The sequence below is a fragment of the Streptomyces sp. NPDC003379 genome (assembly GCF_053589195.1).
The window spans coordinates 13,697-34,803 of record NZ_JBSFRK010000026.1 but is presented as its reverse complement, the minus strand read 5'-3'; the positions used below and the strand labels follow the sequence as shown (position 1 = coordinate 34,803).

The following is a 21,107-nucleotide window of genomic DNA, read 5'->3' as shown; positions in this document are numbered from 1 at the left end:
GCCCAGCCTGCGCGCGGTGCCCAGCCTGGGTACGAGCCTCAGTCGGGCGATGGCGCTCAGCCCGGGCAGGGAACCCAGCCTGGCCACAGCGTCCAGCCCGCGCACGGCGCTCAGCTTGCGTACGCCCCTCAGCCTGGCCACGGCGCCCAGCCTGGCCACGGCGCCCAGCCTGGCCACGGCGCCCAGCCTGGCCACGGCGCCCAGCCTGCGCGCGGTGCCCAGCCTGGGTACGACCCTCAGCTCGGCCACGGTGCTCAGCCCCCGCAGGGGAGCCAGCCCGGCCACGGCGCTCAGCCTCCGCAGGGAAACCAGCCCGGCTCCAGCTCCCACCCCCCGCACGGCGCTCACCGCATGCCCTTGCCGCCGCTCGGGCAAGGTGGGGGGCCGTTGCCTCCCGTTGCCGTGCCGGGTTTTGGTGGGGGCGACGGTGATGCGACGCAGTACATCGCGCCCGTGCCCGGCGGGGGCGGTGGCGGTGGCGGTGGTGATGCCACTCAGTACATCGCGCCCGTTCCCGCCGCCGGGGGCGGTGATGAGGGGGCCACGCAGTACATACCCCCGGTGAGACCCGGGGCTCTGCCGCCCGAGGCGCCGGGTGGTGACGCCACGCAGTATCTGGGCCGCGCCCAGGCGGCCCCCGCGCCCGGCCCCGCGTCCGACAGTGAGCCCACGCAGTACATCGCGCCCGTCCCCGGCAGCACCCGCCCCGCCGGTCACGGCGCGCCGCCCGAGCCGGCCGCCGCGCCCTACGGCATCCGGCCCGGCGCCCCCGGCGACCGCCAGCCGCCCGCCGAGTTCGACAGCCTCTTCCGTACAGAGCAGCAGGAGGAGGGGCCCGCCTCCACCCAGCAGATGCCCCGCTTCGAGGCCCCGGCGTCGGCCCCGGCGCCGGCCGCGACCGGGAGCGGTCACGGCGGCGGCCGGCGCACCCGCACCCGCACCGGCTCGAAGGTGCCGCTCATCGCCGCGGTCGGCGTCGGCATCGCCGTGCTCGGCGTCGGCGCGGGCGCGCTCCTCAGCTCGGGGAGCGGGGACGACGAGGCGGACGACGGCAAGCCCGTCTCCGCGTCCGCTCCGGCCGACGAGCGCCCCTCTCCCTCCGCCGACCCGGCCAAGGCGCAGGCGGTCGCCCTGGACAAGCTGCTGGCCGACAGCAACAACAGCCGTGACATGGTCATCGCCGCCGTACGCAACGTCGGGAAGTGCCAGGACCTCACCCAGTCGGCGACCGACCTGCGCGCCGCAGCCAAGCAGCGCAACGGCCTGGTCACGCGCCTCGCCGGGCTGAAGGTCGACAAGCTCCCGGCCAACGACCTGCTCACCTCCTCCCTCAACAGGGCCTGGAAGGCGTCCGCGTCCGCCGACAACCACTACGCCGCGTGGGCGGACCAGATGGCCGGCAAGAAGGGGTGCAAGAAGGGCCACGCCCGCAGCACCCCGCAGCAGGGCGCGGGCAACCGCGCGAGCGGCGAGGCGACCACCGCCAAGGAGCAGGCGGCCAACCACTGGAACGCGATCGCCCGCAAGTACGGGCTGACCACACGCGAGAAGTCCCAGCTGTAGAGGGGTCCCGGCTGTAGAGGGGTCCCAGCTGTAGGGGTTACGCCGGTCGCGTCGGTTACGCCGACTGTTCCAGCGTCTGCTCCACGTTCACGAACCCCTCGCGCGCCGGGACGAGCCGTCCGTCCCGCACCACCTGGAACGTGACGCCCGAGTTGATCAGACGCGGGAACTCGCTGGCCGCGAGCAGGTCCTCGAAGCGCCAGCTCAGTGGCGGGGTGAGGCCGCCCGTCCCGACCCGCAGACCGCCGTCGAGGGCGCGGCGCAGGGTGCGGGCGGAGACCTCGCCGCCGTCCAGCGACTCGACGGCCTGCTTCAGGACGGTGTACGCGATCCACGTCGTCTGGACGCCCGCGTCGGCCGGGTCGACGCGGTTGTCGCCGAACGCCTGCTCGCGGATGACCTTGCGCATCTGGGACCAGCGGGGATCGCCCGACGCCGGGTACCAGCCGGTGACGTACGCCCCTTCGTAGGGGCCGCTCGCGCCGCCGGTGCGGTCGACGAGGGACTGGTCGACGCTGCCGAGCACGGAGGAGATCCGTACCGGCGGATAGTCGTCCCGGGTGCGCCGGAACGAGTCGTAGAAGGTGTCGGTGCGCGCCCCGAGCGCGGCCGTCACGCAGCCGTCCTTGGCGCCCGCGTGCTCCAGGGCCTGCTCTGCCTGCGGGGTGAGGTCGGTGCCGTCCTCGGGGGCCCGGATGTCGGCGACGGGCTTGTGGTGGCCGTCGCGCAGCCCGGAGTTGAGCAGCTTGGGCAGCTCGTCGCCGGCGAGGGTGTCGGGGCGTACGAGGGAGACGCGGTCGCAGCGGGCGGCGAGCTGGCGGCCGTTGCCCGCGAGGAGGGCCGGTTCGCCGCCGTTGACGGGGTAGGACAGGGGGCTGCTGAACTCGTCGTCGGTGATGCCGTAGCCGCCGATGTAGGGGATGCCCGCGACTTCCAGCGGGGCGAGGAAGGAGCTCCCGTGCTGGCTGTACGCGCCGACGACCGCCGCCACGTCCTGGTCGACCGCCGCGCGTGCGCAGTCGGCGGCACCCGCCGCGTCGTTGTGGTCGTTGCAGGTGATGACCTTCAGCTCGTGGCCGTCGATGCCGCCGTGCGCGTTGACCCAGCGGGCGTAGGCCTGTGCCATGGCGGGGACGCCCGGCTTGTTGGTGGCCTTGGTCTTCTCGGGGGCCCAGGTCATGACGGTGATGGGGTCGTCCCTGGAACCCCCCGAGGTACCAGGGATGACCCCGCATCCGGCGATCAGCGACGTGCACGCCGCCGCGGCGGCCGCGGAGAGGGCCGCGGTTCGGGAGGGGCGGGGGAGGAAGGTGCGTCGCCGGCCGGTCATGTCCCCGCACGATGCCGGTGGAGGGCCAACCGTGGAGTGACTCGTTCTCAACGGACAGTGACATCACGGTGAACGGGCGGGGGCCGATTCGAGTGCATGAAGTGGGAACGTACGATCGATGACCGTGCAAGGTTCGGAGAACACTTCCCGTCGCGGCCGTCGCTCCAGCACCATGGGGGGCATGCCGACCAACGACATGCCGTGGTGGCGCTGGCGCAGCAACGTGCGCTCGGCGCTGCACATGCTCTCCGACCCCGACTTCCAGCGCGCGTGCTGGCTCGCGGGGCGCGAGGAGTACGGGGACGTGACCGACGCCGTGTACCGGCTCGTCGAGGACACGTGGCTGGACAACTGGTCCGCGGAGAAGTACGTAGGGACGATCTTCCGGGACCCGCAGGAGGCGGCCCTCGTCGACACGGCCGTGCTGAGGGTCCTGCGGATCATGCACGAGGTCGGGCCCGACGCGATGGTCTCCGTCTACCTCCAGCACCCGGGCTGGCCGGACGCCGTGCGGGCGGCGCGCGACGCGCACGTACGCCTCGCGGCGGGGGACGGGGAGAGTCCCGACGAGGCGCCGCAGACGCTCGAGGTGCTGCGGATCCTGACCCGCTCGGCCTGAGCGGGGGGTGAGCCGGGGTGGACGCCTGCCCACGGCGGGCGGCGCGTATGGGAACCTTGGCCGCATGAACGAGCAGTCCGTCGCCCCCGCCGCGCCCGCTGAGCAGTACGTCCTCACCCTGTCCTGCCCCGACAAGCAGGGCATCGTGCACGCCGTGTCGAGCTATCTGTTCATGACCGGATGCAACATCGAGGACAGTCAGCAGTTCGGTGACCACGACACCGGGCTGTTCTTCATGCGCGTCCACTTCTCCGCCGAGGCCCCGGTGACCGTCGACAAGCTGCGGGCCAGCTTCGCCGCGATCGGCGACTCCTTCCACATGGAGTGGCAGATCCACCGTGCCGAGGAGAAGATGCGGGTCGTCCTGCTGGTGTCGAAGTTCGGGCACTGCCTGAACGACCTGCTGTTCCGCTCGCGGATCGGCGCGCTGCCGGTGGAGATCGCCGCGGTCGTCTCCAACCACACGGACTTCGCGGAGCTCGTCGCCTCGTACGACATTCCCTTCCACCACATTCCGGTGACCCGGGACAACAAGCCGCAGGCCGAGGCGCAGCTGCTTGAGGTCGTGCGCTCGGCGGACGTGGAGCTGGTCGTCCTCGCGCGCTATATGCAGGTGCTCTCGGACGACCTGTGCAAGGAGCTGAGCGGGCGGATCATCAACATCCACCACTCGTTCCTGCCGAGCTTCAAGGGCGCCAAGCCCTACCACCAGGCGCACGCGCGCGGCGTGAAGCTGATCGGTGCCACCGCGCACTATGTGACGGCCGACCTCGACGAGGGGCCGATCATCGAGCAGGAGGTCGAGCGGGTCGGCCACGACGTGACGCCCGACCAGCTGGTCGCGATCGGCCGTGACGTGGAGTGCCAGGCGCTGGCGCGGGCCGTGAAGTGGCATGCGGAACGCCGGATTCTGCTGAATGGGCGGCGGACGGTCGTCTTCGCCTGATCACGGGCCCTCGGGGCCCCGGGCTACAGCCTGCTCAGTGAAGCCGCCGCGAACAGGACGTCTCTGATCGCCTCGCGGTCGCCGTTCTGGCCCGCGGCCGCTTCCACCGGGGAGATGTGGCCCGCGGCCAGGCGGCAGAACTCGACGCCGTCCAGGGCCACATGGGCCACCTCGCGCTCGGCCGACGCCGTCGCGCCCGGTGAGTCGAGCGGGATGAACCACTCGCCGCCGCCCAGCCCCTCGATCTCCAGCCGCAGGCTGCGGCCCGGCGCGCCCGCCGCGACCAGGCCGCGGGACGGCGTGGCCAGCCCGGAGCGGCGGCGGTCGGCCAGCGTGCCGGGGAGCAGCCGCGCGGCGAGGTCGATCATGCGGTGGAGGTGCCGGGGCGCGGGCGGCTCGTAGGGGTAGTCGACGGCGTCGGCGATGTCGCCCGCGTGGATCCAGCATTCGAAGGCGCGGTCCACCATCGCGTCCCGCAGCGGCAGCTCGATCACCGTCCCCGTCCCCGTGCCCGTCCCCGGTCCAGGACCGACGGCGTCGCCGCCGTGCTCTGCCGGTGGCACCGTCCCGTACGGCACGGGGAGCCGCCCGGAGCCGTCGCCCGCGAAGGACACCGTGCGGATGACCTCGTGGGTCTGGTCCCGCCAGGGTCCCCGCACCGCGCGCGTCGGCGGGAAGCGCGCGGCGCGCCAGTACGCCTCGGTGCGGTGGGTCGGGAGCCGTGGGCCCGCGGTCCCGGGACCCAGCGGGTCGTCGAGGCCGACGGCGACCGCGACCAGGCCGTCGACGGCGAGGAGATGCGCGATGACGCCGGCCACGGTGGTCTTCCTGTTCGCCGGGGTGTCCCGCTCGAACCAGCGAAGGCGCACCGGAGCATGCCACTCCGAGTCGCCGATGTCCCGCAGCAGGGCGTCCAGGCGGGCGGTCTCCGCGTCGTAGGGCACGGCCCACTCGGGCACCGGGATGCGCGGTGGGCGGCGGCCGAGGCAGCTCTCCAGGACGCGCGTGCGCAGACCGGGGTCGAGGTCGAGGCTCTCCTCGGGGCGCAGCAGGCCGACGGCGTCGCGCAGCCGCAGCGCCTCCTCCGCGCAGGGCCCGCAGTCGCCCAGGTGCTCCTCGACGGCGAGGGCCTCCGCCGCGGAGCACGCGGAGAGCGCCCAGGCGCCGAGCAGGGATTTCAGGACGGGGTGCTCCAGGACGAGCGGCTCGGGCGGCGGCGGGTCGGGCAGGGGCTGTCCGGTGTCCTCCATGGAGGAGCGCGGCTGCGGTATGCGCGGGCCGCCGTGCGGGGCGGTGGCGCCGGTGCCGTCCGGCTCCTCGTGCGGCTCGGGGCGGTCGGAGCCGGTCACAGTGCTGTCCCGTACCCGGGCGAGGCGCCGGCGGAGGGGTCGGCGGTGTCGTTGGCCGTCGACAGGAGCTGGAGGCCGAGGCGGAGCCTGCGCCGGGCCTCGTCCTCCGTCACACCGAGGTCGGCCGCCGTCTGGCGGTAGTCGCGCCGCTGGAAGTACGCGAGCTCCAGGGCGGCCCGCAGCGGGGTCGGCATGGCCGTCACGATGTAGTCCGCGCGGGCCGCGACCGAGGCGCGGCGCACCTTGCGCTCCAGGTCCTCCCGGGTGCCCTCGCCGCCCCGGGCGAGGGCGGCGGACTCGGTCCGGCGGAGCATGCGGACGGCCCGCTCGTGGGTGAGCCCGGCTATCCAGGAGCGCAGGGGGCCCTGCTTGGGATCGTACGCGTCGGGGTTCTCCCAGATGTGGGCGAAGACCTCGCGGGTGATGCGGTCGGCGGCGCGCTCGTCGCCGAGGACGCGGTGGGCGAGGCTGTGCACGAGCGAGGCGAAGCGGTCGTACAGCTCGCCCAAGGCGGCGGCCTCCCCGTGCGCCAGCCGCTGTTGCATCCGGTGGTCCCAGCGCCGCGGCGCGTCCTTCGGCATGCGGCCCCCTCGTACGCTCGCCTTACTGTGTCTGCCCGTCCCGTTTCTGACTGTCCCTCGAATGTAGTCGGCGGCACTGACAGTGCACTCCTGTTTATGGCAAAGCGCGAACCCGGGCGGACACCGGATGATATTGACGGTGGGCCCCTGGTGTTTCATGGGAGGGCGGTGGGGCAGCCGAAGCAGAACGAAGCGTAAGGACCGCTTCCGGATTCTCCGGGCCGCGGGACGGGGCAGGCTAGCGAGAGGCGTGGCGCGTGACGCTCAAGGTGGTGGTGGGCGAGGAGTCCGGCTGGGCCGTGCTGCGCGTGTCGGGCGAGATGGACCTGCTGACCTCGCCCGTGCTGCGCCAGCGGGTGCACGACGCGGTGGCGGACGGCCGCCGCAGTGTCGTCCTCGACCTCTCCGACGTGCTGTTCTGCGACTCCAGCGGCGTCGGCGTGCTGATCGCCACGCGCCGCCTGATCCGCTCCTGCCAGGGCCGGCTGCGGCTGATCCTGCCCGCGCAGGGCGCCGTCGACGGCTCGCACGTCAACCGCGTCCTCGCGGCCCTCGGCGTCCGCAGGCTCTTCGAGGTCTTCCCCGACGTCGGCGCGGCCCTCGACGAGGCGGCGACACCGCTCTCCGCGTAGCCCTCAGACGTGCCGCTTGGCCGCCGCCACGAAGGAGTTGATGGCCTCGCGGGAGATACGGCGCCGCTCCGCCAGGCCGTCGCGGTCGTCCGTCCGGTGCACGTCGGCGACCTTGTCGAGGGTTTCCCAGGCCAGCTGGACCAGTGCGTCCTCGCTGGTGAGCAACTGCACCCGGAACAGCGCCTCCTGCGCCTCGGACCGCATCTCGTACGACCGGAAGCGCGACTCCTCGCCCTCCTCGACGCGGTCCCCGTGCCTGCTGAACCAGCGGTCCACCAGGACCCGCCGGTAGTTGACCAGCGCGCCCGCGTACGCGCAGTACGCGTCTATCCGCTCCTGGCGCAGCTTCTCGCGGCGGGTGAATTCCTCCGTCCGCTCGATCGCCCTGCGCTGGAACGCGTGGGTGACCCCCGCGCCCAGGAGGGTTCCCAACACCGCTATGACACTCGCCGCGACCACTTCCACACGGAACAGTGGAGCACATCGCGGCACATCACCCCTTCGACGACGTACGCTCGCTGCCGGGGTACCCACCCCCTGAAGTGCACCCAACCGCGGAAGTGAGGCGGCCCGAAGACCATGGACAGTGCCGAGTACGAGCGTAAGATCGCGGCCCGGTTCGCCATCTTCGACCAGGACGGCAACGAGTACATCTCCCGTGAGGACTTCAGCACGGCGGCGGCAGCCCTGTGCAAGGAGTTCGGCGCGACGGCGCGGTCCGACAAGGGGCAGGCCCTCTACATCGGAGCCGAGGCGTTCTGGCAGGGCATGGCCGGGATCGCGGACCGGGACGGGGACCAGCGGATCACCCGGGACGAATTCGTGGGCGGCGCGGTGAAGCGGCTGCGGGACAACTCCGGGCGGTTCGCCGAGATCGCCAGGCCCTTCCTGCACGCCGCGATCGGCATCGCCGACGCCGACGGCGACGGAGCGGTCGCCCCCGGCGAGGTCGAGCGCGCGCTCAAGGCGCTCGGCGTGCCCGACGGTATCGCCGCGGCGACGGCCACCGGGCTCGACGCGGACGGCGACGGCAAGGTCGCCGAGCAGGAGATCGTGACGGCCTTCGCGGAGTACTTCACGGTTCCCGAGTGAGTGCTTCCGAGACGGGCCGAAGCATTGCCGAAGCGTTACGGGGCCCGTGAGAAGCGCTCCCGCAGCTTGTACTTGAGCACCTTGCGCAGCGTCTCGTTGCGGGGAAGCGCCTCGACGACCTCCAGCTGTTCCGGCAGCTTGTAGGTGGAGAGGCCTTCCCCGCGCAGATACGAGGTGACCGCGTCCAGGGTCGGTCGCGCGGCGCCTTCGCGCTGTTCGACCACCGCGCAGACCCGCTCCCCGCGTTCGGGGTCGGGCAGCCCGATGACCGCCACGTCACCGACGGCCGGATGCCGGTGGAGGAGGTCCTCGATCTCCTTGGCGGAGATGTTCTCGCCCTTGCGGATGATGATGTCCTTCGCCCGCCCGGTGAGGACCAGGTGGCCCGTCTTCGTGAGGTGGCCGAGGTCCCCGGTGATCAGGAACCCGTCGGCGTCGAAGACGGCCGCGCTCTGCTCCGGGTCGACGTAGCCCCGGCAGACGGCCTCCCCGCGCAGCCGCACCTCGCCGTCCGTCTCCGGGGGCAGCACCTCGCCGTCGGCGCCGGTGATACGGATGTCCATGCCGGCCGGGGGCCTGCCTTCCGTGGTCGCCAGGTTCTCGGCCGTGTCGTCCGGATCGCCCATGGTGATCATCGGGACCTCGGTCATGCCGTAGCCGTGCGTGAGCCGGCAGCCCATCTCGCGTACGACGGCGTGGTAGATCTCCGGCGGTTTGGGCGCCCCGCCGCCCGCCAGGAGCCGCAGCGTCGGGATGACCTTCCGGCCCGGCGGCAGCTTCCGCTGCTCGGTGAGGAACATCGAGTAGAAGGCCGTGGACCCGCCCGCCACGGTCACGCCGTGCCGCCGGTAGCCGTCGAGCGCGTCCGGCAGCGCGAAGTGCTCGAACATGACCGCGGGGAAGCCGTACAGGAGCAGCATCACGGTGTAGTCGGGGCCCGCTATGTGCGCGTAGGGGAACGCCATCGAGCCGACGTCCGACGCCTTCAGGCGCAGCGCGTGGGCCAGGCAGGAGCCGCCCGCGATCAGCGAACGGTCGGTGTGCAGGACGCCCTTGGGGTCGGACGTGGTGCCCGACGTCCAGTAGATCCAGCGCACCGACGTGCCGTCGGAGGGCGGCGGGGGCAGTACGGACGGGTCGCCGTCGGGCAGCTCGTCGTACGCCTCGAAGACGCCTCGGGCGCCGAGCCGCCGCGCCATCTCCGCGTGGTCGAAGCCGCGCCACACGCCGGGCACCGCGAAGAACTCCGCCCGGGACTCGCGCAGCGCGAAGCCGACCTCGCGGTCGCGGTGGAAGGGGATGACCGGGGACTGGACGGCGCCGACGCGGGCGAGCGCGAAGGAGAGCAGGGCCGTCTCGACGCGGGTGGGCAGCTGCCAGGCGACGACGGTGCCGGGGCGCACGCCCATGCCGTACAGCCCGGCGGCGACGCCTTCGGCGCGCTCCCGCAGCGCGCCGAAGGTGAGGGTGCGGTCGTCGGCGGGGTCGGCGGCGGCCTGGATGAGGACGGGTGCGTCCGGGGTGAGGGCGGCGCGGCGCTCGACCAGCTCCCAGAGCGTGCGCGAGGCGCCCAGTCCGTACGCGGTGGCGTCGCGCCCGTACCGGGCCTCGTCGCCGTCGTACGGGGTCTCGTTCTGCGAGGTCCTCATGTATTCCCCTCGGACACGGACGCTAACTGATGGCCAGTCAGATGCTGCCGAGAGCGTAGAGCCCGGCGCCTTGTCGGTCCATAGGTGCGGGGCTAGCCTGCGTTCTGACGGGTCATCAGATAGTCCGGAGGGGCCGGAGAGATGACCGGAGGAGACACCATGACCGAGCTTCCTCGGATCGTCAGCGTCGACGACCATGTGATCGAACCCGCGCATCTCTTCGAGACCTGGCTGCCCGCCAAGTACCGCGACCGAGGACCCAGGCCCCTGACGGCCGGCATCGGCGAACTCGCCTACGTGGGCGGCAAATACCAGATCACCATGGACCCGGACGGGCCGCCCACCGACTGGTGGATCTATGAAGACCTCAAGTTCCCGTACAAGCGCAACATCGCCGCCGTCGGCTTCGACCGGGACGACATGACCCTGGAGGGCATCACGCGCGCGGAGATGCGGCGCGGCTGCTGGGACCCCGTCGCCCGCCTCAAGGACATGGACCTCAACCATGTCGAGGCGTCCCTGTGCTTCCCGACCTTTCCGCGCTTCTGCGGCCAGACCTTCGCCGAGGCCGCCGACAAGGAGGTCGCCCTCGCCTGCGTACGCGCGTACAACGACTGGATGGTCGAGGAGTGGTGCGGCGACAGCGGCGGCCGCCTCATCCCGCTCTGCCTCATCCCGCTGTGGGACATCGGCCTGGCGGTCGCCGAGGTCCGGCGGAACGCCGCGCGGGGCGTGCGGGCCGTCACCTTCTCCGAGATCCCGACCCACCTGGGGCTGCCGTCGATCCACTCCGGCTACTGGGACCCCTTCTTCGCCGTCTGCCAGGAGACCGGCACCGTCGTGAACATGCACATCGGGTCCTCCTCCCAGATGCCCGCCGCGTCCCCCGACGCCCCGCCCGCCGTACAGGCCTCGCTCTCCTTCAACAACGCCATGGCGTCGATGATGGACTTCCTCTTCAGCGGCGTCCTCGTGAAGTTCCCGACGCTCGGACTCGCGTACTCCGAAGGGCAGATGGGCTGGATCCCGTACGCCCTTGAGCGCGCCGACGACGTATGGGAGGAGCACCGCGCGTGGGGCGGCGTGAAGGACCTGATCCCCGAGCCGCCCTCCACCTACTACTACCGGCAGATGTTCTGCTGCTTCTTCCGTGACAAGCACGGGATCGCCTCCCTGGACGTCGTCGGCCGGGACAACGCCACCTTCGAGACCGACTACCCGCACGTCGACTCCACCTTCCCGCACACCAAGGAGGTCGCGCTCGACCACGTCAAGGGACTCGACGACGAGACGGTCCACAAGCTGATGCGCGGCAACGCCATCCGCATGCTCGGCCTGGACCTGGACAAGTAGGCCGCGCGTGGACCTCACCTGCACCGAGGAGGAGGAAGCCTTCCGGGCCGGCCTGCGCGCGTGGCTCGCGACGGTGCTCCCCGAGCTCCCCGCCAAGCCCTCCCCGCGGGACTGGCCGGGACGGCGCGCGTACGACACGGCATGGCAGCGCACGCTGTACGACGCGGGCTACGGCCACGTGCACTGGGACGCCTCCCCCACGCAGCGGCTGATCTTCCTGGAGGAGACGGAGCGAGCGGGCGCCCCCTATGTGGGCGCCAACTTCGTGGGGCTGCTGCACGCGGGACCCACCATCGCCTCCGAAGGCACCCCGGAACAGCGCGCGCGCTGGCTGGCGCCCGTGCTGCGCGGCGACGAGGTGTGGTGCCAGGGCTTCAGCGAACCGGACGCGGGCTCCGACCTCGCGTCGCTGCGCACGCGCGCGTGGCGGGACGGCGACCACTACGTAGTGAGCGGGTCCAAGATCTGGACCTCGCACGCGGAGGTCGCCGACTGGTGCGAACTCCTTGTCCGTACGACACCGGTGAGCGAGGCCGTGCCCAAGCACCGGGGCATCTCCTGGCTCGCGATGCCGATGGACGCCCCGGGGATCACCGTGCGCCCGCTGCGGACCCTCGCCGGGTCGACCGAGTTCGCCGAGATGTTCCTCGACGAGGTGCGGGTGCCCGTGTCCCACCGCGTCGGCGACGAGAACGACGGCTGGCGCGTGACCATGGTGACCCTCTCCTACGAGCGGGGCACCGCCTTCGTGGGGGAGGTGGTGGCCTGCCGCCGGGTCCTCGGCGAGCTCGCCCGCGAGGCCCGCGGGAACGGCCGCTGGGACGACGCGGCGCTGCGCCGCAGGCTCGGGCGGCTCTCCGCCGAGTTCTCGGCGCTGTGGCGCCTCACGCAGTGGAACGTGAGCGAGTCCCAGCGCTCCGGCGGAGTGCCGGGGGTGGGCGGCTCGGTCTTCAAGCTGCGGTACTCGCACGCGCGGCAGGAGCTGTACGACGCCGCCGCCGAGGTGCTCGGGGCGGGCGCGCTGGACCTCCGGCACGAGTGGACCCTCGACCGGCTGTCCTCGCTGTCGTACACGATCGCCGCGGGGACCTCGCAGATCCAGCAGAACATCGTGGCCGAACGGATCCTCGGCCTCCCCAAGGGACGGTGAGAGCGCGTATGGATTTCCAACTGACGGATGACCAGCGGGCCTTGCGGTCCGGGGTGCGGGAAGTCATGGAGGGGCGGTTCTATCGGCGGTTCTCGTCGGAGGTCTCCGCGCGGGACGCCGCCGGGGACCGGATCGACCGGGGACTTTGGCGGCAGCTCGGGGAGGCGGGCTTCTTCTCCCTGGCGCTGCCCGAGGAGCGGGGCGGCGTCGGGCTCGGGCCACCGGAGGCCGTGCTGGCCTTCGAGGAGGCGGGGCGGGTGCTGCTGCCCGGCCCGGCGGTGGCGTCGTTCCTGGCGGCGGGCGAGGTGGAGGGCGCCGCCACGGGGGATGTCGTCGTGACGGCCGTCGACGGGACGCTGGTGCCGTGGCTGGAGGAGGCGGACGTCGTCCAGGGGGACGCGACGGGAGCCGTCGCGCTGCGGTCGGTCGATCCGTTGACGCCGCTGCACCGCGTGCCGGGCCCGCCCGCCCCCGGCCGGGGGACGCTCCTCCACGCCGCCGAGCAGCTCGGCAGCGCCGCACGGACCTGTGGGATGGCCGTCCGACATGCCCGCGAGCGCGAACAGTTCGGGCGGCCCATCGGCGCGTTCCAGGCCGTGAAGCACCTCTGCGCGCGGATGCTCGTACGCGCGGAGGTCGCCCGCGCCGCCGTGTACGCCGCCGCCGTCACCCGGGACCCGCTGGAGATCTCCGGCGCCAAGCTGCTGGCCGACGACGCCGCCGTACGCAACGCGCGCGACTGCCTCCAGGTGCACGGCGGCATGGGGTTCACCTGGGAGGCCGAGGTGCATCTGCACCTGAAGCGGGCCTGGGTGCGCTCGGAGCTGGGCCAGAGATCCACCGAGGCCGAGGAAGCGCTTGCCGATGCGCTGTGACAGCGCTCCGTGACACTACGGAGCGTTGATATCGGGTTGTGTCCTACGCGTGACTCGTCACGGCGCGGAGTCGGCGCCCGGCTCGGGTACCTTGTGTGAGATGCGAGTGGTTCTGAGGCTGAGCCATCCCGGTGGCGCCCCTGTGGCGGCGCCGGACCCGGCGATGCGCGCCGCTCGCGGCGCGGGCCGGGGTCTCATGCCCGCCTGTTCGACCCCCCGCGGTACGCGTCGCACAGTATGCAGCACGCGTACTCCTTCGCGCTGGAATATGCCTGAAGCGCTTGTTGGGGTAACTGAACGTCAATCATGCTGTCTCCTAAGGGGATCACGTTCCGTGACCCCGTGGAGTCGCGAGGCGATGTGTCCGCCGGTTCGGATGGTGTGAGCGGTGCAGGTGCTTCAAGTTCAGCTGGAGGTCGGGGCCGACCCCGCGGAGGTGGGGCGGGCCAGGCGATGGGCCCGTTCGCGTCTGGCGGGGTCGGGTATAGAGATCGACGAGCCGGTGGCCGAGACGCTGATCCTGCTGATCTCGGAGCTCGTCACCAACGCCGTTGTGCACACGGGCTGTCCGGCCGTGCTGCGCATGCTGGTGTCCGGCGTCCCCGACGACGCGCCGGGGACGGTCCGGGTGGAGGTGGCCGACCGCAGCACCCGCCCGCCCAAGCAGCGGCACGCGGAGGGCGACGACACCAACGGCCGCGGCCTCGAGCTGGTCGACGGCCTCGCGGACCGCTGGGGCTGGCAGCCCGAGGGCGGCGGCAAGAGCATCTGGTGCGAGGTGGACCGGTGCGAACCGGGCGTCCCCGCCGCGACCTTCGACGGGGTGTCCCACGGGGACACCGACGCCGCTGTCGATGCCGAAGTCGACCTCGCCGCCGACCTCGCTGTCGACATCAGTGTCGCCGTCGACGCGGACGCCGATGCCGACGTGGCGTACGAGTCCGTCTGACCCTGAGCCCTTGTGCGCCGTCGTGTGCCACGATGCGCGCACCCATGCGCGGCACGACAAAACGGGCATAATCCATTAATCCCCGGCAGGGTGTTGACGTAGCGTGTCCGATTGATCACGCTTGTGTGCAGCGATTCGCCGCGAGGGGACGTCGAGGGTGCTCGGTGACGGAAATCCTTGAGCCGTGGTCCTTGACGAGACGTGGGTCGCGATTTCGGCGTCGGTCCCCTCGGGGCGCGAGGGGCAGTGTCGAGCGCCGAGCCGGATGGCGGCGCGCGGCATCGCGCTCGGGGCGGAAGCCGACGCGCCGCCGTCCGAGAAGCGCGCTCACGGCACCGCGCTCACAGCACCGCGACCGGAGCCACGGGCGCCCCCGTGCCGCCGACGAACGGCTCCGGCGTCGCGGAGAGCAGGAAGGCGTAGCGGGAAACTTCTGCACAGGCTGTGGACAACTTCTCCAGGTTCCAGTTCTGGCCCTGCGGCATCCCCATCTCGACCAGGTCGAGCGCGTGGACCGGCAGCCACAGGTTCTCGATCTCGGGCGGGAAGATCTCGAAGGTCAGGGTGTCATTGGCGACCGCGGCCACGTCCCGCGCGTGGAACCACTCGGGGGTACGCAGCGAGAGGCCGGGTGACGGATGGCCGTACGCGTGTCTGTCACCCGCCAGATAGACCTGGACCTGTCCCGTGCGTACGAGGACGATGTCGCCCGCGCGGACCGTGACGCCCCCGAACCCCTCGGCCTCGTCCAGGTCTTCGGGCGTGACGGCGTGGCCACCGGGCAGCCGGTCGAGACCCTTGGCGGCCGCGATGTCGAGCAGGACGCCGCGCGAGACGATGTACGGGACTTTGTCGATGCCGCTGAACCGTGCGCCCGTATGGGCGGTGATGCTGTCCGCGGGGCGGCCGTTGTAGATCTTCCCGGAGTGTGACGCGTGGGTGAGCGCGTCCCAGTGGGTGGCGGTCTGCAACCCCATCGTCACGGCGTCGTCGCTGGTGGCGACCGTGCCGGGGCCGAACAGCTCCTGGTTGATCTGGACCATGGTGTGCAGGGGGTTCACCCGGCCCGGGATCAGTCCCGTCTGGACGCCGTCCTCCTTGAGGGGCAGCGCGAGCGGGACGCGGCGCCCGGAGCGGACCTCGGCGGCGGCCGCCCGTACGACGCCGTCGGTGATGAGGTTGAGCGTGCCGGTCTCGTCGTCGGCGCCCCAACGCCCCCAGTTGTTCACGCGCTTGGCGATGTCGTGGAACTCGGGCGGCAGTGACATGAATCCTCCGCGGGGCTTGTCTTTCGGCGTCGGCCGGGCCATAGAATCTAACGGTCCGTCAGAAACCGCGGGAAGGGGCCGTCGTGGGGAACTTCTTGGCAGGCAAGGTGGTGGCCGTCACCGGTGCCGGGCGCGGCATCGGCAGGGCCGTCGCGCTCGCCGCGGCGGCCGAGGGCGCGAAGGTCGTCGTCAACGACTACGGCGTCTCCATGGAGGGCGCCGAGCCGGCCGGCGAGATAGCCGACGCCGTGGTCAAGGAGATCCAGGCGGCGGGCGGCGAGGCCGTCGCCGTCGCGGACGACATCTCGACCATGGCCGGCGGACAGCGGATCGTCGACACCGCGCTCGCCGAGTACGGGCGCGTCGACGGGGTGGTGTGCGTCGCGGGGATCCTGCGCGAGCGGATGCTGTTCAACATGTCGGAGGACGAGTGGGACCCGGTCGTCGCCACCCATCTGAAGGGCACCTTCACCGTCTTCCGCGCCGCCTCGGCGGTGATGCGGAAGCAGGGCTCGGGCACCCTCATCGGGTTCACCAGCGGCAACCACCAGGGCTCCGTCGCACAGGCCAACTACAGCGCGGCCAAAGGCGGAATCATCTCGCTGGTACGCAGTGCCGCACTCGGCCTGCACAAGTACGGGGTGACGGCCAACGCCGTGGCGCCCATCGCCCGTACGCGGATGTCGGCGAACGTCCCGATGGAGCTGAAGGAGATCGGGGAGCCGGAGGACGTCGCGGCCCTGGTCGTCTACTTGCTGAGTGAACGGGCCCGCGAGGAGCGCATCACCGGGCAGGTCTATACGATCGCCGGCCCCAAGATCGCCGTATGGGCGCAGCCGCGCGAGCTGCGCGCCGGGTACGCGGACGGCGCCTGGACCCCGGAGAAGATCGCCGACTTCCTGCCCGGGACGGTCGGCACCGACCCCATGCCGATGCTGGCGCAGCTGGAGGCCATGGCCAAGGCGGCGGCCGACAAGGCGCGCCCGAACGCGTAGGCGGCGGATGAGGGCGAGCGGGGCAGGGGAGGGGCGACTGTGGATTTCGGCTTCGGGCCCGAGGACGAGGCGTTCCGGGAGGAGGCGCGCGGCTGGCTCGCGGAGCACCTCGCCGGCGGGCATGCGGGGGTGCGCGGACGCGGCGGCCCCGGCAGCGAGCACGAGGGCGGCCCGGAACGGCGTATGTGGGAGAGGGAGTTGGGCCGCGGCGGCTGGATCGGCATCGGCTGGGACACCGACGCGTACGGCAACCGGCGCGCCACGCTCACCCAGCAGGTCGTCTGGGCCGAGGAGTACGCCCGCGCGCGGGCGCCCGGCCGCTGGGGTCACATCGGCGAGAACCTCCTCGCGCCGACGCTCCTGGCCTACGGCAGTCAGGAGCAGCGGGACGAGTTCCTGCCGCCGATCGCGCGGGGCGAGGCGCTGTGGTGCCAGGGGTACAGCGAGCCGGGCGCCGGTTCCGATCTGGCGGCGGTGCGGACGCGGGCCGTGCGGGACGGGGCGGGCTATGTCGTCACCGGCCAGAAGATCTGGACGTCTCTCGCGCGGGAGGCCGACTGGTGCTTCGTGCTGGCGCGGACGGAGGAGGCGTCCCGGGGACATCGGGGACTTTCGCTGTTGCTGCTGCCCATGGACCAGGCCGGGCGCATCGATGTGCGGCCCATTCGGCAGCTGACCGGCACGAGTGAGTTCAACGAGGTCTTCTTCGACGGCGCACGCGCGCGTGCCGCGCATGTGGTGGGCGGCGTCGGCGACGGTTGGCGGGTCGCCATGGGGCTGCTCGGCTTCGAGCGCGGCGTCTCCACGCTCACGCAACAGATCGGCTTCGCCGAGGAGTTGGCGGGCGTGGTGCGGGATGCGGTCGCCTCCGGGGCGGTCCGGGACGCCGTGGTACGGGAGCGGCTGGTCCGGCAGTGGGCCGAGCTGCGGGTCATGCGGTGGAACGCGTTGCGGACGCTCGGGGGCGCGGGGGCGGACGTTCTGCCGGGCGCTCCCAGTGTGGCCAAGTTGCTGTGGGGCCGGTGGCATCAGCGGCTCGGGGAGCTGGCCATGGAGGTGCGGGGGGCGGCGGGCGCCGTCGGCCCCTCGGACTGGCGACCGGACGCGCCGTACGAACTGGACGCGGCGCAGCGGCTCTCGCTCTTCACCCGTGCCGACACGGTCTACGGCGGCTCGGACGAGGTTCAGCGCAACATCATCGCCGAGCGGGTGCTCGGTCTGCCGAGAGAGGCGAGGGGGCCTCGGTGAGGGGTGCGTCGTGTGGAGTGGGTGCGTAGTGAGGGGTGTGACATGAGGGGTGTCGTTTTTGACGGGAAGCGCGTCGAGGTCGTGCGGGACCTGGAGATCCGTGACCCGGGGCCGGGCGAGGTGCTGGTCGCGGTGGCCGCCGCCGGGCTGTGCCACAGCGACCTGTCGGTGATCGACGGAACCATTCCGTTCCCGCTGCCCGTGGTGCTCGGGCACGAAGGCGCGGGCGTCGTGGAAGCGGTGGGGCCCGGCGTCACGCATGTGGCTCCCGGGGACCACGTGGCGCTGTCCACCATCGCGAACTGCGGCCTCTGCGCCGAGTGCGGGCGGGGGCGGCCGACCATGTGCCGCAAGGCCATCGGGATGCCGGCCCAGCCGTTCTCGCGGGGCGGTGAGCCGGTGTACCAGTTCGCGGCCAACTCCGCCTTCGCCGAGCGCACACTCGTGGCCGCGGTGCAGGCCGTGAGGATTCCGGAGGACGTCCCGCTGACCTCCGCCGCGTTGATCGGCTGTGCGGTGGTGACGGGAGTGGGGGCGGTCCTGAACCGGGCCGAGGTCGGGCCGGGGGACTCCGTGGCCGTCATCGGGACCGGGGGCATCGGGCTCAATGTGCTGCAGGGCGCGCGGATCGCGGGCGCCGCGACGATCGTCGCCGTCGACGCGAACCCCGCGAAGGAGGCGGTGGCCCGGCAGTTCGGCGCCACGCACTTCTTCCCGTCCACGGAGGGGGTCAGGGAGGTGCTGCCCCACGGCGTCGACCACGCGTTTGAGTGTGTGGGGCGGGTGTCGCTGGTACGGGAGGCGGTGGATCTGCTGGACCGGCACGGGCAGGCGGTGCTGCTCGGGATGCCCGGGCCGACGGCGGAGGCGTCATTCGTGGTGGCCTCGCTGTTCCTGGACAAGTCGGTACTCGGCTGCCGGTACGGGAGTTCGCAGCCGCAGAGGGACTTCGCGTTGTACGCGGAGATGTACCGGGGCGGCCGCTTGCTGCTGGACGAGCTGGTGACGGCCACGTACGCGGTGGAGGACTTCGACAAGGCGGCGGAGGATGCGGGGGCGGGGAGGGTGGCGAGGGCGGTTCTTACGTTCTGAGGGCGCGGGGTAATGGGTGTGTGGGTGGGAAAGGTTCTGGCGGTGCGCACAGTGCGGGGAGGGCCCGTTAGGTTCTGGGGATGAGTTATCGCGAGGTCATATCCGGGGGCGTCATCCGGTGGGGAACCGTGGCGGTGGCGGCCCGGATGCCCGTGGCCGCCGCGCCTCTCGCCCTGGTCTTCCTGGTCCGGGAGCGGCCAGGGGGATACGCCCTGGGCGCGGTACTCGCCGCGGTGTACGTGTTCGGTGAGATCCTGGGAGCCCCGCTCCTGGGCATGCGGATGCGCGCCGAACGGGCCAGACCGCAGCTGGCCGCGGGCCTGGCGGTGGGAGCGCTGGCGTTCCTCGCGCTGGGCGCCCTGCCGCACGCGCACCCCGCCGCACTCGGCGCACTGGCGTTCACCGCCGGAGCCGCCCCCGCCGCCGCCCCCGGCGCCCTGCGCGCGCTGCTGACGAGTGTCGTGCCGGAGAAGGCCGTCGCGCAGGCACTGTCCGTCGAGGCCATGCTGACCTTCGCGATCTGGGCGGTCGCGCCCGCCGCCGTGACGGGGCTCGCGCTCGGCGCCTCACCGGTGCTGCCGCCGCTGCTGGCGGGCGCGCTGATGGCGGCCTCCGTCGCCGGGCTGTGGATGCTGCCCGTGGGCTGGCGGTCGGATGCGGACGACCGCGGCGGGGAGTCCATGGTGCGGATCCTGTTGCGGGCCTGGCCGATCTTCGTGACGGGCGCGGCCAGCCTGTCGATGCTCGCCCTCGCCGAACTGGTGCTGCCCGCGCTTCTTGAGCAGCGCGGCATCGAGGTGGGCTGGGCGGGTCCGCTGCTGGCCGGGCTCGCGATCGGCTCCGCGGTCGGGTCGTTCGTCTACGGACTGCGGACCTGGCCGGGGCGGCTGCGTACGCAGAGCATGGTGCTGATGTTCGCCGTCTCGGGGTGCCTGGCGACTGTCGCCGTGCTGCCCGATGTGGGCTGGCTGCTCGCCGTCCTCGGGGTGGCGGGCGTACTGCAGGCCGGGGCCATGCTCACCCGGAACCTGTCGCTCCGCGAGGTGCTGCCGCCGAGCGCCCTGGCCGCGGGTTACTCGGTGATGTACGCGGCCGTGGGCGCCGGTTATGCGGCGAGCGGGTCGCTGGCGGGCGGCCTGCTGAGCGTCGTATCGCCGTCGACGGCCATCCTGGCGGGCGTCGGGCTCGGGGTGCTGCTGACGGTGATCGGCGTGCTCGGGGAGGTGAGGCCGCCGGTGTCCGAGGGCGCCGAGGACGCGGACTCCTCTGAGTCCTCTGAGTTCTCTGAGGGCGCTCCCTCATCCGGCGGTGACATCACGGAACGTACGGCGATACGCGGTGGGTGTGACCCCGAGCGCGGCCTGTAGGTGCTGCCGCATCGACTGGGCCGTGCCGAAACCGGCCTCCCGCGCCACCTGGTCGACGGAGAGGCCGCTGGACTCCAGCAGGTGACGCGCCCGCTCCACGCGTTGCTGCGTCAGCCACTGCCCCGGGCTGATGCCGACCTCCTCGCGGAAGCGGCGCGTGAACGTACGTACCGACATGGACTCCTGCGCGGCCATGTCACGCAGTTGCAGCGGCTCGTCGAGGCGGCCGAGCGCCCAGGCCCTGGCCGTCCGCGTGGTCGCCAACTGCGGCTCGGGCACGGGGCGGTGGATGTACTGCGCCTGGCCGCCGTCGCGGTGGGGCGGTACGACGGTGCGGCGGGCCACGTCGTTGGCGACCGCGGCGCCCTGGTCACGGCGTACGAGATGCAGACAGAGGTCGAGGCCCGCGGCCACGCCCGCCGACGTCAGTACGTCGCCGTCGTCGATGAAGAGCACGTCGGCGTCGACCTTGATCCGCGGGAAGAGTTCCTGGAAGTGGGCCGCGGAGGCCCAGTGCGTGGTCGCCGGGCGGCCGTCGAGGAGGCCGGCGGCGGCCAGGACGTACCCGCCCGTGCAGATCGAGACCAGGCGGGTGCCCGGCCGGATGTGACGGAGCGCGGCGGCCAGCTCGTCGGTGAGGCGCCCCTCCTCGTACACGGGGCCCAGTTCGTACGACGCCGGGACCACGACCGTGTCCGCGGTGGCCAGTGCCTCGGGGCCGTGTTCGACCAGGATCGCGAAGTCGGCGTCCGAGCGGACGGGCCCCGGCGGCCGCACCGAGCAGGTCACGACCTCGTACAGCCGACGCATGTCGGCGTCACGGGCGAGCCCGAAGATCCGCTGTGGGATACCGAGTTCAAAGGGGATCACCCCGTCCAGAGCGAGCACGACGACACGGTGCCGGGGCACTGCCCGGGTGCGGGATCCCACAGAATCGGCCATGGCCCGATCCTAGCGAACCATGTCCCCCGGGCCACTCGTTCCGGCCGACCCGGACGCCGATCCTGTATGACGTGAACCAGACAACGGAGCCGCCCGCGGGGACCGCC

Annotated in this window: 21 protein-coding genes; 13 read left to right on the top strand and 8 right to left on the bottom strand. The window is 72.3% G+C overall.

The window, feature by feature from the left end; translation table 11 throughout:
• Positions 1-285, bottom strand: a 285-nt coding sequence (locus ACWDVB_RS24710) for a hypothetical protein (protein ID WP_451611996.1), incomplete at its 3' end; no start/stop codon positions are given.
• Between the two features lie 276 nt (positions 286-561).
• Here ACWDVB_RS24710 and ACWDVB_RS24705 point away from each other — a divergent pair.
• Positions 562-1,563, top strand: coding sequence for a hypothetical protein (locus tag ACWDVB_RS24705; protein ID WP_451518498.1), 1,002 nt, complete (start codon positions 562-564; stop codon positions 1,561-1,563).
• Between the two features lie 55 nt (positions 1,564-1,618).
• Here the strand turns inward: ACWDVB_RS24705 and ACWDVB_RS24700 are convergent, their stop codons facing one another.
• The gene (locus tag ACWDVB_RS24700) at positions 1,619-2,893 is read right to left on the bottom strand and encodes an ABC transporter substrate-binding protein (protein WP_451518499.1); all 1,275 of its coding nucleotides are present in this window, start codon (positions 2,891-2,893) and stop codon (positions 1,619-1,621) included.
• Positions 2,894-3,011: 118 nt separating this feature from the next.
• Here ACWDVB_RS24700 and ACWDVB_RS24695 point away from each other — a divergent pair, with 118 nt between their 5' ends.
• Entirely contained in the window at positions 3,012-3,512 is a 501-nt protein-coding gene (locus tag ACWDVB_RS24695) for an SCO4402 family protein (RefSeq protein WP_451518500.1), read from the top strand.
• 64 nt (positions 3,513-3,576) lie between these two features.
• Positions 3,577-4,458 carry a formyltetrahydrofolate deformylase gene (gene purU / locus ACWDVB_RS24690; RefSeq protein ID WP_451518501.1) on the top strand — a complete coding sequence of 294 codons (882 nt, stop codon included), beginning with the start codon at positions 3,577-3,579 and terminating at the stop codon, positions 4,456-4,458.
• Between the two features lie 23 nt (positions 4,459-4,481).
• Here the strand turns inward: purU and ACWDVB_RS24685 are convergent, their stop codons facing one another.
• The gene (locus ACWDVB_RS24685; protein WP_451518502.1) at positions 4,482-5,807 is read right to left on the bottom strand and encodes a zf-HC2 domain-containing protein; all 1,326 of its coding nucleotides are present in this window, start codon (positions 5,805-5,807) and stop codon (positions 4,482-4,484) included.
• Positions 5,804-6,388 carry a sigma-70 family RNA polymerase sigma factor gene (locus tag ACWDVB_RS24680; protein WP_451518503.1) on the bottom strand — a complete coding sequence of 195 codons (585 nt, stop codon included), beginning with the start codon at positions 6,386-6,388 and terminating at the stop codon, positions 5,804-5,806. Before ACWDVB_RS24680 ends, ACWDVB_RS24685 begins: the two co-directional genes overlap by 4 nt.
• A 257-nt stretch (positions 6,389-6,645) precedes the next feature.
• On the opposite strand from ACWDVB_RS24680, the gene ACWDVB_RS24675 reads away from it, so the two are divergent.
• On the top strand, positions 6,646-7,020 hold the full coding sequence (locus ACWDVB_RS24675) for an STAS domain-containing protein (RefSeq protein ID WP_451518504.1): 375 nt from the start codon (positions 6,646-6,648) through the stop codon (positions 7,018-7,020).
• Positions 7,021-7,023: 3 nt separating this feature from the next.
• Here the strand turns inward: ACWDVB_RS24675 and ACWDVB_RS24670 are convergent, their stop codons facing one another.
• A complete protein-coding gene (locus ACWDVB_RS24670) occupies positions 7,024-7,455 on the bottom strand; it encodes a hypothetical protein (protein ID WP_451518505.1) in 432 nt (143 codons plus the stop codon).
• Positions 7,456-7,599: 144 nt separating this feature from the next.
• Between ACWDVB_RS24670 and ACWDVB_RS24665 the strand changes: the two genes are divergently transcribed.
• A complete protein-coding gene (locus ACWDVB_RS24665) occupies positions 7,600-8,112 on the top strand; it encodes an EF-hand domain-containing protein (RefSeq protein ID WP_451518506.1) in 513 nt (170 codons plus the stop codon).
• Positions 8,113-8,147: 35 nt separating this feature from the next.
• On the opposite strand, the gene ACWDVB_RS24660 is transcribed toward ACWDVB_RS24665, so the two are convergent.
• Entirely contained in the window at positions 8,148-9,761 is a 1,614-nt protein-coding gene (locus tag ACWDVB_RS24660; RefSeq protein ID WP_451518507.1) for a class I adenylate-forming enzyme family protein, read from the bottom strand.
• Positions 9,762-9,920: 159 nt separating this feature from the next.
• On the opposite strand from ACWDVB_RS24660, the gene ACWDVB_RS24655 reads away from it, so the two are divergent.
• From ACWDVB_RS24655 to ACWDVB_RS24640, 4 genes are all read left to right on the top strand, one after another.
• Positions 9,921-11,114, top strand: a complete 1,194-nt coding sequence (locus tag ACWDVB_RS24655) for an amidohydrolase family protein (RefSeq protein WP_451518508.1) — start codon at positions 9,921-9,923, stop codon at positions 11,112-11,114.
• Between the two features lie 7 nt (positions 11,115-11,121).
• Entirely contained in the window at positions 11,122-12,264 is a 1,143-nt protein-coding gene (locus ACWDVB_RS24650; RefSeq protein WP_451518509.1) for an acyl-CoA dehydrogenase family protein, read from the top strand.
• An 8-nt stretch (positions 12,265-12,272) separates the two neighbouring features.
• The gene (locus tag ACWDVB_RS24645; protein WP_451518510.1) at positions 12,273-13,139 is read left to right on the top strand and encodes an acyl-CoA dehydrogenase family protein; all 867 of its coding nucleotides are present in this window, start codon (positions 12,273-12,275) and stop codon (positions 13,137-13,139) included.
• A 388-nt stretch (positions 13,140-13,527) separates the two neighbouring features.
• The gene (locus ACWDVB_RS24640) at positions 13,528-14,088 is read left to right on the top strand and encodes an ATP-binding protein (protein ID WP_451518511.1); all 561 of its coding nucleotides are present in this window, start codon (positions 13,528-13,530) and stop codon (positions 14,086-14,088) included.
• Positions 14,089-14,429: 341 nt separating this feature from the next.
• Here ACWDVB_RS24640 and ACWDVB_RS24635 read toward each other — a convergent pair whose 3' ends face one another.
• Positions 14,430-15,356 (bottom strand): cyclase family protein, encoded by a 927-nt coding sequence (locus ACWDVB_RS24635; protein WP_451518512.1) that lies wholly within the window; start codon positions 15,354-15,356, stop codon positions 14,430-14,432.
• An 83-nt stretch (positions 15,357-15,439) separates the two neighbouring features.
• Between ACWDVB_RS24635 and ACWDVB_RS24630 the strand changes: the two genes are divergently transcribed.
• The 4 genes from ACWDVB_RS24630 to ACWDVB_RS24615 all read left to right on the top strand — a co-directional run bounded on the left by ACWDVB_RS24630 (position 15,440) and on the right by ACWDVB_RS24615 (position 20,058).
• Positions 15,440-16,351, top strand: coding sequence for an SDR family NAD(P)-dependent oxidoreductase (locus tag ACWDVB_RS24630; protein ID WP_451518513.1), 912 nt, complete (start codon positions 15,440-15,442; stop codon positions 16,349-16,351).
• 39 nt (positions 16,352-16,390) lie between these two features.
• Entirely contained in the window at positions 16,391-17,599 is a 1,209-nt protein-coding gene (locus ACWDVB_RS24625) for an acyl-CoA dehydrogenase family protein (RefSeq protein ID WP_451518514.1), read from the top strand.
• 42 nt (positions 17,600-17,641) lie between these two features.
• Entirely contained in the window at positions 17,642-18,691 is a 1,050-nt protein-coding gene (locus tag ACWDVB_RS24620) for a Zn-dependent alcohol dehydrogenase (protein ID WP_451518515.1), read from the top strand.
• Positions 18,692-18,771: 80 nt separating this feature from the next.
• Positions 18,772-20,058: an MFS transporter gene (locus ACWDVB_RS24615; RefSeq protein ID WP_451518516.1), complete on the top strand. Its 1,287-nt coding sequence runs from the start codon at positions 18,772-18,774 to the stop codon at positions 20,056-20,058.
• Here the strand turns inward: ACWDVB_RS24615 and ACWDVB_RS24610 are convergent.
• Entirely contained in the window at positions 19,990-21,000 is a 1,011-nt protein-coding gene (locus tag ACWDVB_RS24610; RefSeq protein ID WP_451518517.1) for a GlxA family transcriptional regulator, read from the bottom strand. The genes ACWDVB_RS24615 and ACWDVB_RS24610 overlap by 69 nt on opposite strands.
• Positions 21,001-21,107: the final 107 nt, after the last annotated feature.

Bases quoted from the DNA above. Each gene is read 5' to 3' on its own strand.
- ACWDVB_RS24700 (WP_451518499.1), bottom strand. From the start codon at position 2,893: ATGACCGGCCGGCGACGCACCTTCCTCCCCCGCCCCTCCCGAACCGCG.
- ACWDVB_RS24695 (WP_451518500.1), top strand. From the start codon at position 3,012: ATGACCGTGCAAGGTTCGGAGAACACTTCCCGTCGCGGCCGTCGCTCC.
- purU (WP_451518501.1), top strand. From the start codon at position 3,577: ATGAACGAGCAGTCCGTCGCCCCCGCCGCGCCCGCTGAGCAGTACGTC.
- ACWDVB_RS24680 (WP_451518503.1), bottom strand. From the start codon at position 6,388: ATGCCGAAGGACGCGCCGCGGCGCTGGGACCACCGGATGCAACAGCGG.
- ACWDVB_RS24665 (WP_451518506.1), top strand. From the start codon at position 7,600: ATGGACAGTGCCGAGTACGAGCGTAAGATCGCGGCCCGGTTCGCCATC.
- ACWDVB_RS24660 (WP_451518507.1), bottom strand. From the start codon at position 9,761: ATGAGGACCTCGCAGAACGAGACCCCGTACGACGGCGACGAGGCCCGG.
- ACWDVB_RS24655 (WP_451518508.1), top strand. From the start codon at position 9,921: ATGACCGAGCTTCCTCGGATCGTCAGCGTCGACGACCATGTGATCGAA.
- ACWDVB_RS24645 (WP_451518510.1), top strand. From the start codon at position 12,273: ATGGATTTCCAACTGACGGATGACCAGCGGGCCTTGCGGTCCGGGGTG.
- ACWDVB_RS24635 (WP_451518512.1), bottom strand. From the start codon at position 15,356: ATGTCACTGCCGCCCGAGTTCCACGACATCGCCAAGCGCGTGAACAAC.
- ACWDVB_RS24620 (WP_451518515.1), top strand. From the start codon at position 17,642: ATGAGGGGTGTCGTTTTTGACGGGAAGCGCGTCGAGGTCGTGCGGGAC.
- ACWDVB_RS24615 (WP_451518516.1), top strand. From the start codon at position 18,772: ATGAGTTATCGCGAGGTCATATCCGGGGGCGTCATCCGGTGGGGAACC.
- ACWDVB_RS24610 (WP_451518517.1), bottom strand. From the start codon at position 21,000: ATGGCCGATTCTGTGGGATCCCGCACCCGGGCAGTGCCCCGGCACCGT.